Source organism: Salinisphaera shabanensis E1L3A, assembly GCF_000215955.2.
GTDB lineage: Bacteria > Pseudomonadota > Gammaproteobacteria > Nevskiales > Salinisphaeraceae > Salinisphaera > Salinisphaera shabanensis.
In genome coordinates, this window is sequence record NZ_AFNV02000014.1 from 21833 (window position 1) to 37220 (window position 15388).

At 61.3% G+C, this 15388-nt stretch carries 16 protein-coding genes; 5 read left to right on the forward strand and 11 right to left on the reverse strand.

Annotated features, from left to right (window positions below; translation table 11 throughout):
- Positions 1-103: 103 nt before the first annotated feature.
- Positions 104-610 (forward strand): YqiA/YcfP family alpha/beta fold hydrolase, encoded by a 507-nt coding sequence (locus SSPSH_RS10050; RefSeq protein WP_006912490.1) that lies wholly within the window; start codon positions 104-106, stop codon positions 608-610.
- Here SSPSH_RS10050 and SSPSH_RS10055 read toward each other — a convergent pair.
- Complete coding sequence (locus tag SSPSH_RS10055) at positions 573-1655, reverse strand: quinone-dependent dihydroorotate dehydrogenase (protein WP_006912492.1); 1083 nt, start codon at positions 1653-1655, stop codon at positions 573-575. The genes SSPSH_RS10050 and SSPSH_RS10055 overlap by 38 nt on opposite strands.
- Before the next feature lie 541 nt (positions 1656-2196).
- Between SSPSH_RS10055 and dusA the strand changes: the two genes are divergently transcribed.
- The 4 genes from dusA to SSPSH_RS10075 all read left to right on the forward strand — a co-directional run bounded on the left by dusA (position 2197) and on the right by SSPSH_RS10075 (position 5411).
- On the forward strand, positions 2197-3243 hold the full coding sequence (dusA, locus tag SSPSH_RS10060) for a tRNA dihydrouridine(20/20a) synthase DusA (RefSeq protein ID WP_021031668.1): 1047 nt from the start codon (positions 2197-2199) through the stop codon (positions 3241-3243).
- On the forward strand, positions 3243-3833 hold the full coding sequence (locus tag SSPSH_RS10065) for a peptidylprolyl isomerase (RefSeq protein ID WP_006912495.1): 591 nt from the start codon (positions 3243-3245) through the stop codon (positions 3831-3833). The genes dusA and SSPSH_RS10065 overlap by 1 nt, the downstream gene beginning before the upstream one ends.
- Before the next feature lie 16 nt (positions 3834-3849).
- A complete protein-coding gene (locus SSPSH_RS10070; RefSeq protein WP_006912496.1) occupies positions 3850-4578 on the forward strand; it encodes a UDP-2,3-diacylglucosamine diphosphatase in 729 nt (242 codons plus the stop codon).
- 71 nt (positions 4579-4649) lie between these two features.
- Complete coding sequence (locus SSPSH_RS10075; protein WP_006912497.1) at positions 4650-5411, forward strand: SDR family NAD(P)-dependent oxidoreductase; 762 nt, start codon at positions 4650-4652, stop codon at positions 5409-5411.
- Positions 5412-5427: 16 nt separating this feature from the next.
- On the opposite strand, the gene SSPSH_RS10080 is transcribed toward SSPSH_RS10075, so the two are convergent.
- The 10 genes from SSPSH_RS10080 to trpB form a co-directional block, all read right to left on the reverse strand.
- Positions 5428-6186 (reverse strand): ferritin-like domain-containing protein, encoded by a 759-nt coding sequence (locus SSPSH_RS10080; RefSeq protein ID WP_051339827.1) that lies wholly within the window; start codon positions 6184-6186, stop codon positions 5428-5430.
- Positions 6187-6218: 32 nt separating this feature from the next.
- A complete protein-coding gene (locus SSPSH_RS10085) occupies positions 6219-7406 on the reverse strand; it encodes an O-succinylhomoserine sulfhydrylase (RefSeq protein ID WP_006912499.1) in 1188 nt (395 codons plus the stop codon).
- 173 nt (positions 7407-7579) lie between these two features.
- A complete protein-coding gene (locus tag SSPSH_RS10090) occupies positions 7580-8314 on the reverse strand; it encodes an NYN domain-containing protein (RefSeq protein ID WP_006912501.1) in 735 nt (244 codons plus the stop codon).
- A 27-nt stretch (positions 8315-8341) separates the two neighbouring features.
- Positions 8342-9853, reverse strand: a complete 1512-nt coding sequence (purF, locus tag SSPSH_RS10095) for an amidophosphoribosyltransferase (protein WP_006912502.1) — start codon at positions 9851-9853, stop codon at positions 8342-8344.
- A gap of 12 nt (positions 9854-9865) precedes the next feature.
- Entirely contained in the window at positions 9866-10396 is a 531-nt protein-coding gene (locus SSPSH_RS10100; RefSeq protein ID WP_006912503.1) for a CvpA family protein, read from the reverse strand.
- A gap of 67 nt (positions 10397-10463) precedes the next feature.
- Entirely contained in the window at positions 10464-11132 is a 669-nt protein-coding gene (locus tag SSPSH_RS10105) for an SPOR domain-containing protein (RefSeq protein WP_161627827.1), read from the reverse strand.
- Between the two features lie 8 nt (positions 11133-11140).
- Positions 11141-12397: a bifunctional tetrahydrofolate synthase/dihydrofolate synthase gene (gene folC / locus SSPSH_RS10110; protein ID WP_006912505.1), complete on the reverse strand. Its 1257-nt coding sequence runs from the start codon at positions 12395-12397 to the stop codon at positions 11141-11143.
- Complete coding sequence (gene accD, locus SSPSH_RS10115; protein WP_006912506.1) at positions 12394-13281, reverse strand: acetyl-CoA carboxylase, carboxyltransferase subunit beta; 888 nt, start codon at positions 13279-13281, stop codon at positions 12394-12396. Before accD ends, folC begins: the two co-directional genes overlap by 4 nt.
- Positions 13278-14114, reverse strand: coding sequence for a tryptophan synthase subunit alpha (gene trpA / locus SSPSH_RS10120; protein ID WP_006912507.1), 837 nt, complete (start codon positions 14112-14114; stop codon positions 13278-13280). Before trpA ends, accD begins: the two co-directional genes overlap by 4 nt.
- Complete coding sequence (gene trpB / locus SSPSH_RS10125) at positions 14111-15358, reverse strand: tryptophan synthase subunit beta (RefSeq protein ID WP_006912508.1); 1248 nt, start codon at positions 15356-15358, stop codon at positions 14111-14113. Before trpB ends, trpA begins: the two co-directional genes overlap by 4 nt.
- Positions 15359-15388: the final 30 nt, after the last annotated feature.

Here is a 15388-nt window from a genome sequence, read left to right on the forward strand (position 1 = left end):
TCAGTGTCGGTCCCCGTGATCCTGAGCAGTCAGCGCACGATGAGACTGTGCGCCGTGGCATAGTACGCCGGCTTACCAATCAACGTCCACGCACAGGCTCGATATGTCCGAACCACGCGTTGTCTTCGCCCACGGCAAGGAAAGCGGGCCGTGGGGCAGCAAGATCCAGCACCTGGCCACTATCGCGCAAACCCAGGGTTTCGCGGTCGAGAGTCTCGATTACAGCGATCTTATGGATCCGCTCGCGCGCGTCGAACGGCTCGTCGACCACACCCCTGCGGGCGCGCCGCTGATATTGGTCGGCTCGAGCATGGGTGGCTATGTCTCGGCGATGGCCTGCGATGCGCTCGAACCGGAGGCGCTACTGCTGATGGCGCCCGCGCTCTATCTCGACGGTTATCCCGGCGAGCCGGCCGGCTGCCCCGACGACACCATCGTCGTACATGGCTGGGATGACGACATCGTACCGCTGGATTCCAGCTATACCTTTGCCAAATCGCGCCGTGCGGCCCTCCATGTCGTTGCCGACGGCCACCGGCTGGCCGAATCCATCGAGTTCATTGGCGCCTTGTTCAGCGCTCAGCTGAAACGCGCGCTCGATCGCGTCTGACCACACTCTTGAGTTCCCGGGCCCGCTGATCGGCATAGACCAGCTGGGCTGCACGGGCACAGTCCGCGATAAGGCGCGGGCCCTGATAGATCAGCCCGGTATACATCTGTACTGCCGTGGCCCCGGCTTCAAGCTTGTCGGTGGCATCGCGCGCGCTTTGTATGCCGCCCACCCCAACGATCGGCAACTTCGTGCCCAAGCGCGTGCGCAAGGCCGCAATGACCTGGGTCGAACGTTCGCGTACCGGCACGCCGCTCAACCCGCCGGCCTCGTTCGTCCAGCGCAAAGGCACACCATCGCGAGCGGTGGTGGTATTCGTTGCAATCACGCCATCGATACCGTGATGCAGCAGTCGGTCGGCAATGGCGTCGAGTTGTGATTCATCCAGATCCGGCGCGATCTTGACCGCCAGCGGTACATAGCGCGCCTCGGCTTCGGCCAGCCGATCGCGCTCGTCGCGCAGCGCGCCCAGCAGTTCGTCGAGGCTCTCACGGCCCTGCATGTCACGCAGACCTTTCGTATTCGGCGACGAAATGTTGATCGTGATGTAGTCGGCGATCGAATAAACCGCGTTCAGGCCTGCCAGATAATCCGCCACGGCACGTTCGGGGGGCGTAATCGCGTTCTTGCCGATATTGATACCCAGGGCCGTGGCGCCGCGACGCCGTTTCGCACGTTCGACCAGGGCCGCCACACCGTCGTTGTTGAACCCCAGCCGATTGATCAACGCCCGCTGTTCCGGCACTCGAAACAACCGCGGCTTGGCATTGCCCGGCTGCGGCTCGGGCGTGACCGTCCCCACTTCGACGAACCCGAAGCCCAACGCCGACAACCCGTCGATACAGCGCCCGTCCTTATCGAGCCCCGCAGCCAGACCGATCGGATTCGGCAACTGCAATCCCATGAGATCGACCGGCACATGCGGCACTTTGCGCGCATAGATTCGACGCGCAAGCGCCGCGCTGTGCGAAAGCGTACGCAGCGTGACGTCGTGTGCCGATTCCGGTTCAAGCGCAAACAACGCACTCCGGGCGAACGCGTACATAAACGCTCCTGCAAATTGAATGACGAGAACACGTCAGTTGCAGTGCATTGTGACGTTGATCGACTGACCTTGCGAGTTAGTACGTGCGCGGTTTTGCTTAGGCCACCGGATGTTCACGCGCGTTTTGCTGACATACCGAACGAATCACGTGCAATTCGAAACTTTGCAAAACGACCGGGCATACATAAATTTGATCATGCCCCGAGACAACGGGAACATTAATTTCAGTAGCACTTGTTCATCAGCCGGACGATGTCCATGACACGAGTGAACTACTGCCCACATTGCACCAATACAGCTGTTTTCGAATTCATCGCAACCGCGTGCAGCGTATTTTCAACCGCCCGCACAAGTGGCAGTGCGAATCATGCGAACGTATCAAGCGTGTGCCGGCCTATTGATTCGTTCTTGTACCGGGACATCGGCCTAAGATCCGTCTTGGCGTCGCACGAAACTTACGAGTGTCTCGTGGGCTTGCGCGCCAGCGCAGGCCACTGCCGGTCCTACAGCCACGAAGCCAAAGCGCGTAAAATACGCGCGGATGAGGTTAGCCGATGACAACAACGCCATAGCTTCGAAGGCGACGCACCCAAACACGTTGCGCCCGACGCCGGGTGCACGCATCAGCGTGGCCCCGATGATGGCCTGGACCACGCGCGAACAGCGCTATTTCATGCGCCAGATCAGCCGATCTGCCCTGCTCTATACCGAGATGGTCACGACCGGGGCACTGATTCACGGGGATCGCACGCGTTTTCTGGCTTATCACGCCGACGAGCATCCGATCGCGCTGCAGCTCGGCGGCAGCGATCCCGCCGCCATGGCCGAATGCGCGGTGATGGCCGAAACGCACGGTTATGACGAGGTCAATATCAACGTCGGCTGCCCGTCGGATCGTGTCCAGAATGGCACCTTCGGCGCCTGCCTGATGGGCGAGCCGCAAAAAGTGGCCGATTGTGTTGCGGCGATGAAGGCCCGTGTTTCCATCCCGGTGACCGTGAAGACGCGAATCGGCATCGATAATCAGGACAGCTACGAATTCCTCCATGCGTTCACGCGCGCGGTCGCCACCGCCGGTGCCGATGCGTTGATCGTGCACGCGCGCAAGGCCTGGCTGTCCGGCCTTAGCCCCAAGGAAAACCGCGAAGTGCCGCCGTTGGACTATGCGCGTGTCCATACGCTCAAGCGCGACTTCCCAGCCCTGCCCATGAGTATCAATGGCGGCATCGTCGATCTGGATACCGCAGCCGTTCAGCTCGAACACGTCGACGGCGTCATGATCGGCCGTGAGGCCTACAAAAATCCGTATGTGATGGCCGAGGTGGACCGTCGTTTCTTCGATGCCCATGCTGCCGTGCCGGCACGCGGCGATATCGTTGCCAACATGCGCGGCTTCATTGCCGATCACCTGGCAGCGGGCGGCGCGCTCAAGGACGTTACCCGGCATATGCTCGGTCTGTATCATGGCCAGCCGGGCGGTCGGGCCTGGCGACGCGTGCTCTCCGAGCAGGGTCATAAAAAGGATGCCGACCTGAACGTTCTCGACGCGGCACTCGCCCGCGTCGAACCAACCGAGGCCGTTGCCTGATGAAGTCCGTACGTAGTCTGCTCGTTACCGTTTTTTTCTCACTCGCACTGTCGGCGCCTCTCGCGTTCGCTGCCGGCGATACCAGCAAGGATGACTCCATGGTTGTTATGCATACCAATCTCGGCGATATCACCATCGAGGTTTTCGAAGACGACGCGCCGAAATCGGCCGCGAATTTCCTGCAGTATGTGCGTGACGGTTTCTACGACGGCACCATCTTTCATCGCGTGATTCCGGGCTTCGTTATTCAGGGCGGCGGCTTCACCGAGGACTATCAGCAGAAGAAGACGCGCGACCCGATCACCAACGAAGCCGACAACGGCTTGAAGAACGATCGTGGCACCCTGTCGATGGCCCGTACCAGCGACCCCAACTCGGCCACCTCGCAGTTCTTCGTCAATCTCACCGACAACGCGCCCCTCAACCCGAGCCGCGGCAACGCCGGCTATGCGGTGTTCGGCAAGGTCACCGACGGCATGGACGTGGTCGACAAGATCGCCGCCACGCCGACCGGTTCGGCCGGCCCGTTCCGCCAGGACGCCCCGCGCGAGCAGGTCGTGATCGAAACCGCGGAAGTCGTCGACAACTAGTCGACGGCCGGGCTTGATGGCGACGCACCTGCTCGCCGATGTACATCTCATCGGCGACGACGATCCCAATGCCCAACGCCTGATTCGCTACCTGGACGGCCCGGCCCGCGCGGCTGAGGCCGTCTATGTGCTGGGCGACCTGTTCGATGTCTGGGTCGGCGACGATGGCTCCTTGCCCATGCATGCACGGGTGATCGATCGTTTTGCCGCGCTCGCACGTTCCGGCGTGCCGTTGTATTTCATGCGCGGCAATCGCGATTTTGCCGTCGGCGAAGCATTCGTGGCCGCCAGTCATATGCAGATTCTTAACGATCCGATCGTGGTCGATCTGTATGGCACGCCCACCCTGCTCTCGCACGGCGATATTTTCTGTACCGACGACACCGCACACCAAAAATTTCGTGCCCGCTATACCGATCCCCGCTGGCGCGCGCGGATGATGAAACTGCCGCTCTGGCTGCGTCGACATATTGCCAAACGTGCCCGAAAACGCAGCAGGCGTGGCAAGGCGGCAAAACCCGCGCACATCATGGACGTCAACGCACATAGCGTTCGCGAGAGCATGCACAAGCACGGTGTCTCGCGGCTTATCCATGGCCATACGCATCGCCCGGACACGCACCCGCTGGAAATCGACGGACAGCCTTGCGAACGCATCGTGATCGCGGACTGGCGCCCGGCCTGTGCGCAGATACTGGTCGCCGATCCTGGCGGCGTATACAGGCGAGATATCGCGTCACTTTAATGACGTCCCAGCGCAAGCAGGCTCGGGCGGTGATAATGTGAAATTAATTCATTTCATAAACAGTTAACACCATGCCGAATTACACTCTGATCACCGGCGCCAGCTCGGGCATCGGCGAAAGTCTCGCGCGCGAATACGCTGAAGGTGGGTACGATCTGATCCTCACCGCGCGCCGCACCGATCGCCTCGAGAAACTGGCGGGCCAACTACGCGAGCAGCACGGTCGTACCGTCGAAGTCATCAGTGCGGATCTGGGCAATCCTGACGGCGTGGCCGAATTGGCCGATACGATTATCGCCCGCGGCTGGGCATTAATGGGCCTGGTCAATAACGCGGGCTTTGGCGACAGCGGCGCATTTTCCAAGCGCCCTCGCGAAAAGCAACTCGCCATGATCCAGGTAAATGTCACCGCACTGGTGGATCTTACCCATCGGCTATTGCCGACACTCGAGCGTGCCCAGGCGCCGTTCATCATCAACGTCGCGTCGGTCGCCGCCTTCCAGGCCGGGCCGAACATGGCGGTGTATTACGCCAGCAAGGCATTCGTACTGTCGTTTTCGGAAAGCCTGTCGGAAGAACTGCGCGGGCGCGTCTCGGTGAGCGCGCTATGTCCCGGTCCGACGGCATCGGAATTTGCCGAGCGTGCCGAGGCGAGCAAGGCCAACCTCTTCAAGATGGGCACGATGAGCAGCCAGAAAGTGGCCGCAATCGGTATCAAGAATCATCGCAATACGATCGTCGTGCCAGGCGTGCGTAACAAGCTTATGGTCTGGGGCGGCAAAATCACTCCGCGCGCCCTGCTACGGCGAATAGCTTACCGTATCAATAGCTGAATCGGCGGTAACGCCGTTAGGAATGCCGACGTGCGAGCCAGTCGAGTTCGTTTTCGGAGAACTTGGCTTGGCGACGCGCCGGGAAGTTGTACGGTCCCGGCGGACCGCCGTTCATATATTCGTCGAGTAGCTGGGTGAACGTGCTGTCCGGGTCGAGCCCGCGTGGCTCGGCGCAGTAGCGAAACCAGCGCGTGCCGATTTCGACATGGGGCACTTCTTCTTCAAGAATCACTTCGAGGATGGCCACGGTCTCGCTGTCGCCGGCCTGGCGCAGTTTCTCGATCATGCCGGGCGTGACATCCAGCCCGCGGGCTTCGAGTACACGCGGCACCAACGCCATACGGATCATCACGTCGTGTGCGGTTTTCACCGCCATTTCCCATAAGCCGTTATGGGCATCGAAATCGCCGTAGGTGAAACCGTAGTCGGCCAGGCGGTTGTTGAGCATTTCGAAATGTCGCGACTCGTCGGCGGCCAGACTCAGCCAGTCGGCATAGAACGCCGCCGGCATGCCGCGAAAGCGATACGCCGCATCGAGCCCGAGATTGATCGCATTGAATTCGATATGGGCGATCGCGTGAATCAATGCTGCCCGGCCGGCTGGCTTGCCGAGCCCGCGCTTGGCGAGTTTGGCCGGATGCACCAGTGCGGGCGCATCCGGTCGGCCGGGAACAATAACGGCCTCGGGCGTACCGCGCGCCTCGGCAAGCGCCGAACTGTCGCCTGCGTGCAGCGCGCGTGTCGCCGCGCATTTCTGCGCGGGGTCACGCATCATCAGCGCGGCATGGACGTCGTCGATTTGCACGATCACTCCAGCCCGCGTGCAAGATCGGCGATGATGTCTTCGACGTTCTCCAGCCCGACCGAAATACGGATCACGCCGTCGGTAATTCCCGCACGCGCACGATCCTCGGCTGAGATGCGCGCATGCGTGGTACTGGCCGGATGTACGATCGTCGTACGCGTATCGCCAAGATTCGCCGTGATCGACAGCATTTTCGTACTGTTGATCAGCTTGAACGCGGCCTCGCGCCCACCAGCGACCCGCAACGACAACACGCTGCCGAAGCCGCCCGGCTGCTGACGCGCGGCGAGCTCGTGCTGTGCATGCGATGCCAGCCCCGGATAGTAGACATGCTCCACGCCGGGCTGGTCATCGAGCCATTCGGCCACGCGCTGGGCGGAGCGACAATGGGCCTGCATACGCACTTCCAGTGTTTCCAGGGCCTTGTAGAACACCCAGGCATTGAACGGACTCATCGTCGGCCCGCAGGTACGCAGAAAGCGAAACACCTTGTCACCTACGATATCGGCATCGCCAACAACGGCGCCGCCGAGCGCTCGGCCCTGCCCGTCCAGAAACTTCGTCGCCGAGTGCGTAACGACATGGGCACCGAAATCGAGCGGGCGTTGCAAGGCGGGCGTACAGAAACAGTTGTCGACCACCAACAGAGCGTCGTTGTCGTTGGCGATCTCGGCAAGGGCCGCCATGTCGACGATTTCGGTCAACGGATTGGACGGCGTTTCCACGAACAACATCCGGGTGGCCGGCGTGATCGCGGCCTTCCAGGCCTCGACATCTTCAGGCGGGACGTAGCTTGTAGTCATGCCGAGCTTGGACAGATAGTTGTTGAACATGCCGATCGTGGAGCCGAACAGCGTATGCGCCGCCACGATATGGTCGCCGGCCTCGAGCGTGGCCAGACAGGTCGCCAGAATCGCGGACATGCCGGACGCCGTCGCCACACAGCACTCACCGCCTTCCATCGCTGCCAGACGCTTGGAAAAGGCATCGACCGTGGGGTTGGTGAAGCGCGAATAGATATTACCCGGTGCATCACCGGCAAAGCGCTCGGCGCACTCTTCAGCCGATTCGAACACGAAGCTCGACGTCATATAGATCGCGTTGCTGTGCTCGCCTTCCGGCGTACGGTGCGTGCCGGCCCGTACGCCACGCGTAGCGGTACCCCAGCTTTCGTCGAAATCATCGGTCATAAAAAATCTCCAGGCAGGCGGTTTCGGGCATAAAAAAACCCGCAGTCGCAATGCGATGCAGGCTTGCTGTCCCTCGACCGTTTAGCGGAATTTATAGGGCGCCCGCAAGCTGTTACAAATCGGCGCGCATGCATTATGAAGCGATTGGCTCCGATCGGCAACCATATCGGCGTTTACCTCTCCAACCGCTGCGTACCACTTATCCGGACGTAATAAACGGCTGTACCGGAGCCTGAATCGTCGCGCCTGTCTTCTACTTCGACGTACGTCAAAGCGTGTACCAGCTGCCCCAGTTTTTGATAACCGTAATTGCGAGCGTCGAAAGAGGGATCGTTCTTGTTGACTTGACTACCAACCGCAGACAGGGAGGCCCAGCCGTCCTCTTTGGAAACAGCGCTAATAGCCGACTCCATTAAGCGGCGTAAATCGACGTTCTTCGATTCGTCGCTGATCGAAATAAGCTCTGCGGCACTTAGAATTTCGGTATAAACAAAGCGATCACAGGCAGAAACGAATGCTCGAGGTGTCTTCTTTTCACCGAATCCGTAGACGGTCAAGCCGGATTCCCGAATTCGGGTCGCCAAGCGCGTAAAGTCGCTATCCGATGAAACTAGGACGAATCCGTCAAGATGCCCCTGGTGCAGTAAATCCATGGCGTCGATAATCAACGCAGAATCAGTCGCATTTTTGCCGCTTGTATACCGAAACTGCTGAATCGGCTGGATAGCGTGCTCGTTAAGTTGCTCTTTCCAACCTCTCAGATGTTCTGTAGTCCAGTCTCCGTAAGCACGTTTTACGCTCGCTAATCCGAACGAGGCAACTTCGCTAAGCAGTTCGGTACAACGCAGTGCCTGCGCGTTGTCGGCATCAATCAGTACTGCAAGTTTGTCGTACCGATCAACGACCATTAAAGCACCTCAAACGTTTGGGCCACGCTAACCGTCGTTATGCAGTTCCAGAACCGCGTTGTCCTTGGTCCGCCGGTCCTCGCGCGCGGCGTCGGCACGAAACAGTTCCAGCTGCTCGAGATAGGAGGCGCTGATATCGGCGGTGACATATTCGCCGGTGAATACCGAGTCGTCGAAACGTTCCAGATCGGCGTTGCCGACGTTGACTGACCGCACCAGATCGTCCATATCCTGATAGATCAGCTTGTCGGCACCGATGATTTCGGCGATCTCCTCTTCGCTATGACCATGGGCGACCAGCTCGGTAGCGCTGGGCATATCGATGCCGTAAACGTTCGGGTAGCGCACCGGCGGGGCCGCCGAGGCAAAATACACCTTGGCGGCGCCGGCCTCGCGCGCCATCTCGATGATCTGGCGCGAAGTCGTCCCACGCACGATCGAATCGTCGACGAGCAGCACGTTCTTGTCCGCAAACTCCAGATCGATCGGGTTGAGCTTCTGGCGTACCGATTTCGCCCGCTGCTGCTGGCCGGGCATGATGAAGGTGCGCCCGATATAGCGATTCTTGATGAAGCCCTCGCGATATTTCACGTCGAGCTGACTGGCCAGCTCCACGGCCGCGGTGCGGCTGGTCGAGGGAATCGGAATCACCACGTCGATATCGTGGTCGGGCCATTCACGCTGAATCTTTTCAGCCAGATACGTACCCATGCGCAAACGCGCCTTGTAGACATAGACGTCGTCGATCACCGAGTCCGGGCGCGAAAGATAGACATACTCGAAGATGCACGGCGCATAGCTCGGGTTATCGGCACATTGCTGCACGTGGATCTGACCGTCGAGCGTGATGACCACACACTCACCGGGATTGATGTCGTCGATGAGTTCGTAGCCCAGCGCGTCCAGCGCCACCGATTCCGAGGCGATCATGTAATCGGTGCCGACTTCGGTTTCACGCTTGCCGTAAACCACGGGGCGAATGCCATGTGGATCGCGAAATCCGATCAGGCCGTAACCAGTGATCAACGCGGTCGCGGCATAACCGCCGCTGCAACGCCGATGCAAGGCCGTGACCGCCTCAAAGATATCCGAGGGCGCCAGCTGTAGGCGTTCGCTGCGCATCAACTCATGCGCGAAGACGTTGAGCAGAATCTCCGAGTCGGAGTCGGTGTTCAGATGGCGCCGATCCGAACGGTACAGCTCTTCCTTGAGCTGATCTGCATTGGTGAGGTTGCCGTTGTGCGACAGACAGATCCCGTACGGGGTGTTCACATAGAACGGCTGCGCTTCCGCGCTGGTATCCACCCCGGCGGTGGGATAGCGCACATGACCCACTCCGGCGTTGCCTTGCAGGCGCAGCATGTGGTCGGTACGAAAGACATCACGCACCAAGCCGTTGTCTTTACGCAGAAACAGCCGGCCGCCACTGGTGGTGACGATGCCGGCGGCATCCTGGCCGCGATGCTGAAGCACCGTCAGCGCGTCATAAAGCTCTTGATTGACGGGAGTATGAGAAACAATGCCTACAATGCCGCACATAGCGAGACCAGTTCAGATAGAAGGGGAAGAATCTTCAGCCGGCGTTGCCGGCTCGGGATAGGTGATCGCGCCGGCCAGGTCCGGCGGCAGGAAATCGCGCGCCCAGAGCGCGCCGTCTTCCAAGTGGCCAATAAAAATCGATTGCTGCCACCAGGCATCGCGCGGCACCGGCGTCACACCCGCCAACAACACCAGCAGGATCAACAGCGCGATACCGCGCAGCACGCCGAACAAGCCGCCGATGGCACGATCGGTACCCGCGAACCCGGTCTGATTCACCAGGCGCGCAATCACATAGTTGATAATCGCGCCGAACAGCAACACCACGATGAAAATGACACCGAATGCGACCGCCAGGCGCGCGGAGCCGACCGATATCCAGCGCTCCAGAAACAGTGCGCCGGTATCGGCAAAGGAAAACGCCAGATAGAAGGCCAGAATCCAGGTCGCAAGCCCGATCGCTTCGCGCAGGAATCCTCGGAAGAAACCGATGATCGCGGACAGCGCGACCACGGCCAGTATGGCGATATCGACCCAGATCATTGCACCCGTTCACGCCGGCCGGATACGCATAGTCTAGCAAAGGGCCACCGTACCCGACCGTGCATGCTCACTCGGCTCGTCGAACCAGCGTGGCACGCCCGGCGCGACGCAGCTGGGCCGCCGCTGTATTCGCTGCGGCTTCATTCTCGAACGGGCCGATACGAACGCGATAATAGGTGGTGCCGTTGACATCGCCCGCGCGGTAGAACGCCTTGAACTCGCTGTTGAGCTCGCGCGCGACCTTTTCGGCGCTGGCCTCGTCACGAAAGCTTGCCACTTGAACCACATAGCCGCCCGAGAACGACGCATTCTGGCGCAGCGAACCAGCGGAATTCGACGATTCCGGCTGGGCAGTCGCCCCGGCCGGCTCCGACGGAGTTTCCGCCGCGGGCTCGGGCTCCGGCTCGGGTGCACGCACACTCTCGACCGGCGTGCGCTCCGGCACGCTGTTCGGCGATACCGCATCAGGCAAGTCGGGCGTCTCAACTTCGCTCGCAGCGGCCTCGGCTTCACGCTCGTTGGCGGCCGGTGCGCCGCTGGCGCTATCGGCATTGTCTTCATCAGGCGCGCTATTGTCGTTGGCATTGGCGGGTCGCGCCTCGCCGTCCGGCGCCACCTCGTAGACCCGCATCGCTTCGGTATCGCCATCACCGCCCTGCATGCAGCGCGCCAGCATCAGCGGCAGCGCGATACCCAGAACGACCAGCACTGCGGCCCCGACAACTCGTTTTTTCATCACATCCTTCATGACGGCATTGGCCTCCGGGCGTGCGCCACGGTAAGAAAGGAACCACAGACGACAATACGATCGCCGACCTGACTCGCGTGGCAGGCTGCAGCAAGCGCAGCCGCCGGCGAATCGAAACACCCGCCCTCGACGCCAACGCGCGCGGCCAGATCCCTGGCAGCCAGCCCCCGGCTTCCCAACGTGTCCAAGCCTGCGAAATAGAATCGATCCGCCACTTTTTCAAGATGCGATACGACCGTCTCGACCGGTTTATCGGCAAGCATGCCGAGAACGATATGGGTACATCCGGCCGCCGGCTGTTCAGCCAACTCGTCTGCGAGCACAGCGACTGCCTCGGCGTTATGAGCGACATCGTAGATGATCGCTACCTCGCCGTCGACGCGTTCGCGCCGGCCCGGCAGTCGAGCCTGCGCGCAGCAAGCCTTTTCAATGGACTGAGCTTCAGGCAAAGCGCCCGTCAGCGCATCGACCGCCGCCAGTGCGCCGGCCAGATTATCGGCGAGCACGCCGCTCGTCGGATGCAACCTGCGCGTGTGCGGGCCGCGAAAGAAACGCCAGCCATCGACGTCTGCTTCGATATCGAACGCATCGCCAATACACTCAAGCCGGGCGCCGATTGATTGTGCATGCGCGATCAGCGACGCCGGCGGCTGTCGATCGCAACACAGCGCCGGACGCTCGGTACGCATGACGCCGGCTTTTTCATGGCCGATGCTTTCGCGATCGTCGCCGAGCCAATCAATATGGTCGAGACCAATATTGGTAATTAAAGCGACATCCGCGTCGACAATATTGACCGCGTCCAGACGCCCGCCGAGTCCGACTTCAAGCACAGCGAAATCGACCGCCTGATCATCAAACAGCCAGAGCGCAGCAAGCGTGCCGTACTCGAAAAACGTCAGTCCCGTATCGCCACGGGCTGCTTCAACGGCACGAAACGCGCTGAGCAGCCTGGCATCCGAAACCGGTTCACCGTCGAGCCGAAAACGCTCGTTATAACGCCACAGGTGCGGCGACGTATACGTGCCCACGCGCCCATGCTCTGCGAGCAGGTTCTCGATGAGGGTGACACAACTGCCCTTGCCATTGGTCCCGGCAACGATCACGCGTTGGCCATGGCCCGAGGGCACACCCAGCCGACGTGCCACCTCGGCGACGCGATCCAGGCCCAGCTCCATTTCGCTGGCATGCAGCGTGAGCTGCCAGGCCAGCCAGTCGTCGACGCTGCCTTCTAAAGGCGCGGCCGTGCTCACGTTACATCGGCGGCCTGCTCAGGCGCAGCATCCTGATGCATGAATACGGATATCACCTTGTGAATCCGATCGCGCAGGTGCTTGCGTTCCACGATCATGTCGATCGCGCCGTGCTCAAGCAGGAATTCGCTGCGCTGGAAGCCTTCCGGTAGCGTCTGTTTGACGGTCTGCTCGATCACGCGCGGCCCGGCGAAGCCGATCAGCGCTTCCGGTTCCGCGACGTTGATATCGCCGAGCATGGCATAGCTTGCTGCCACGCCGCCCATCGTCGGATGGGTAAGCACCGAAACAAACGGTAGACCGCGATCGGCCAGACGCGTGAGCGCCGTACTCGTCTTGCCCATCTGTAACAGCGAGAACAGCCCTTCCTGCATGCGAGCGCCGCCGCTAGCCGAGAAGAAGATGAACGGGCAGTTGCGATCGATCGCGGCATGTACGCCGCGTACGAACGCTTCGCCGACGACGCTGCCCATCGAGCCGCCCATGAAACCGAAGTCCAGTGCGCCCGCCACCACCGGCATTTGCTTGAGGCTGCCCGCCATGACCAAGGCCGCTTCGCGTTCACCCGAGTCTTTCTGGGCTTGGCTCAGCCGTTCGCGATATTTGCGGCTGTCGCGAAACTTGAGTGGATCGCGCGGTTCGATGCCCAGCGCCAGTTCTTCACGATTGTCGGCATCGAGAAACAGATCGAGGCGCTTGCGCGCGCGCAGACGCTGGTGCGCATTGCACTTCGGGCATACCTCGAGCGAGCGCTCCATCTCGGCGCTGTAGAGCACCGCGCCGCAGTTGCTGCATTTGGTCCAGAGCCCTTCCGGAACCGTACTTTTCTTTGCCGCCGAGTCGTTGCGCATCTGCGACGGCATGAGTTTTTCGAGCCAGCTCATGCGCGGCGTGCCTCCCCTTTTGTGTTGTCCTGTTCGTCGATCGCCCGACGCATCGCCGACAGCGTATCGCGTAACGCGCTCTGCGTGGCGTCGCGGTCGGCCCCGTGTTCGGCGATCTGTCGCACCAGCGCACTGCCGACGACCACGGCATCGGCGACGCGCGATACGTCAGCGGCGTTGTCCGGTGTGCTTACGCCGAAGCCTACCGCCACCGGCAGCTCGGTTTTTGCGCGAATACGATCAATACTCGCAGCAAGCGACGATACGTCAAGGCTCGCCGAACCGGTCACGCCCTTGAACGATACGTAATAGATAAAACCGCCCGCGTTGGCACAGATCTTTCCGATTCGCTCGTCGCCCGTCGTCGGCGCAATCAGACACACCGCATCGAGACCGGCACTCTGCAGCGTGGGTGCGACATCGGGCGCCTCTTCCGCGGTCATGTCGACGATGAGTACACCGTCCACCCCCGCCTTGCTGGCACGCTGTGCGAATACGTCGAGCCCCAGGCGGTCGATCGGGTTGAGATACCCCATCAGCACGATCGGCGTTTCGTTATCGCGTTGACGGAATTCCGTCACCATATCAAGCACGCCCGACAGGCTCGTGCCGGCCGCCAATGCGCGCTCGCAGGCGCCTTGAATGACCGGACCATCGGCCATGGGGTCGGAAAACGGCACGCCGACTTCGAGCACGTCCGCGCCGGCTTCGACCAGCGCATGCATGAAACCGACGGTGGCATCCGGCGCCGGGTCACCCGCCGTGACATAAGGAATGAGTGCGGTACGCCCCTGCGCGCGCAGATCGCCCAAACGATTCGCCAACCGGCTCATAGCGACTCTCCGGCAGCCTCGGCCACGCTCGACATATCCTTGTCGCCGCGACCTGACATGTTCACGAGCACGACCTGATCGGGACGCATCGTTGCGGCCAGTTTCTTGGCATAAGCCACAGCGTGTGCGGACTCGAGCGCCGGCATGATGCCCTCGATCCGGGTACATTCGTGGAACGCTTCGAGCGCTTCGGTATCGGTGATATCGACGTAATGGGCGCGCCCGATATCCTTGAGCCAGGAATGTTCGGGCCCGACGCCAGGATAGTCGAGACCGGCCGATACCGAGTGCGTCCCGCTGATCTGGCCATTATCGTCCTGCATGAGATAGGTGCGATTGCCGTGCAATACGCCCGAACGCCCCGCCGAGAGCGGCGCCGCATGACGCCCCGTGGCCAGGCCATCGCCGCCGGCTTCGACGCCATAAATGTGGACCTGTTCATCGTCGAGGAACGGATAAAACATGCCGATCGCGTTCGAACCGCCACCGACACAGGCGACCAGCGCGTCTGGCAGCCGATCAAGGCGCTCGAGCATCTGACGCCGGGACTCGCGCCCGATCACCGCCTGAAAATCGCGCACCATGGCCGGATACGGATGCGGGCCGGCGACTGTTCCGATGATGTAAAAGGTGTCGTCGACATGGGCGACCCAGTCGCGTAGCGCCTCGTTCATGGCGTCCTTGAGCGTCTTCGAGCCCGACTCCACCGGCCGCACCTCGGCGCCCAGCAGTCGCATGCGATACACGTTGGTCGCCTGGCGACGCATGTCTTCACTGCCCATGAACACAACGCATTCCAGGCCCAGGCGCGCGGCAACGGTGGCCGTCGCCACGCCGTGCTGCCCCGCACCGGTCTCGGCGATGATGCGTGTCTTGCCCATACGCGCAGCCAGCAAGGCCTGCCCGATCGTGTTGTTGATCTTGTGCGCGCCGGTATGGTTGAGGTCTTCGCGCTTGAACCATATCTGGGCGCCGCCGGCTTTCTTCGACAGCCGCTCGGCATGATAGATCGGCGTCGGACGTCCGACGTAATCGGCCAGATCCTTGTCGAGCGCTGCCATGAAGGCCGGGTCGTTACGCGCCGTTTCATAGGCGTCGGCCAGCTCATCGAGCGGCGCCATCAGCGTTTCGGCGACAAAGCGCCCGCCATACGGGCCGAAATGGCCGCGTACGTCCGGCATATTGCGCCATGCGTGCGCCAACGGTGTTCCGGGATCGAGCTGCTGGGGTTCGGGTTTTGTCATGCTGTTCAAGCCTCTGGTCGATCGATACGC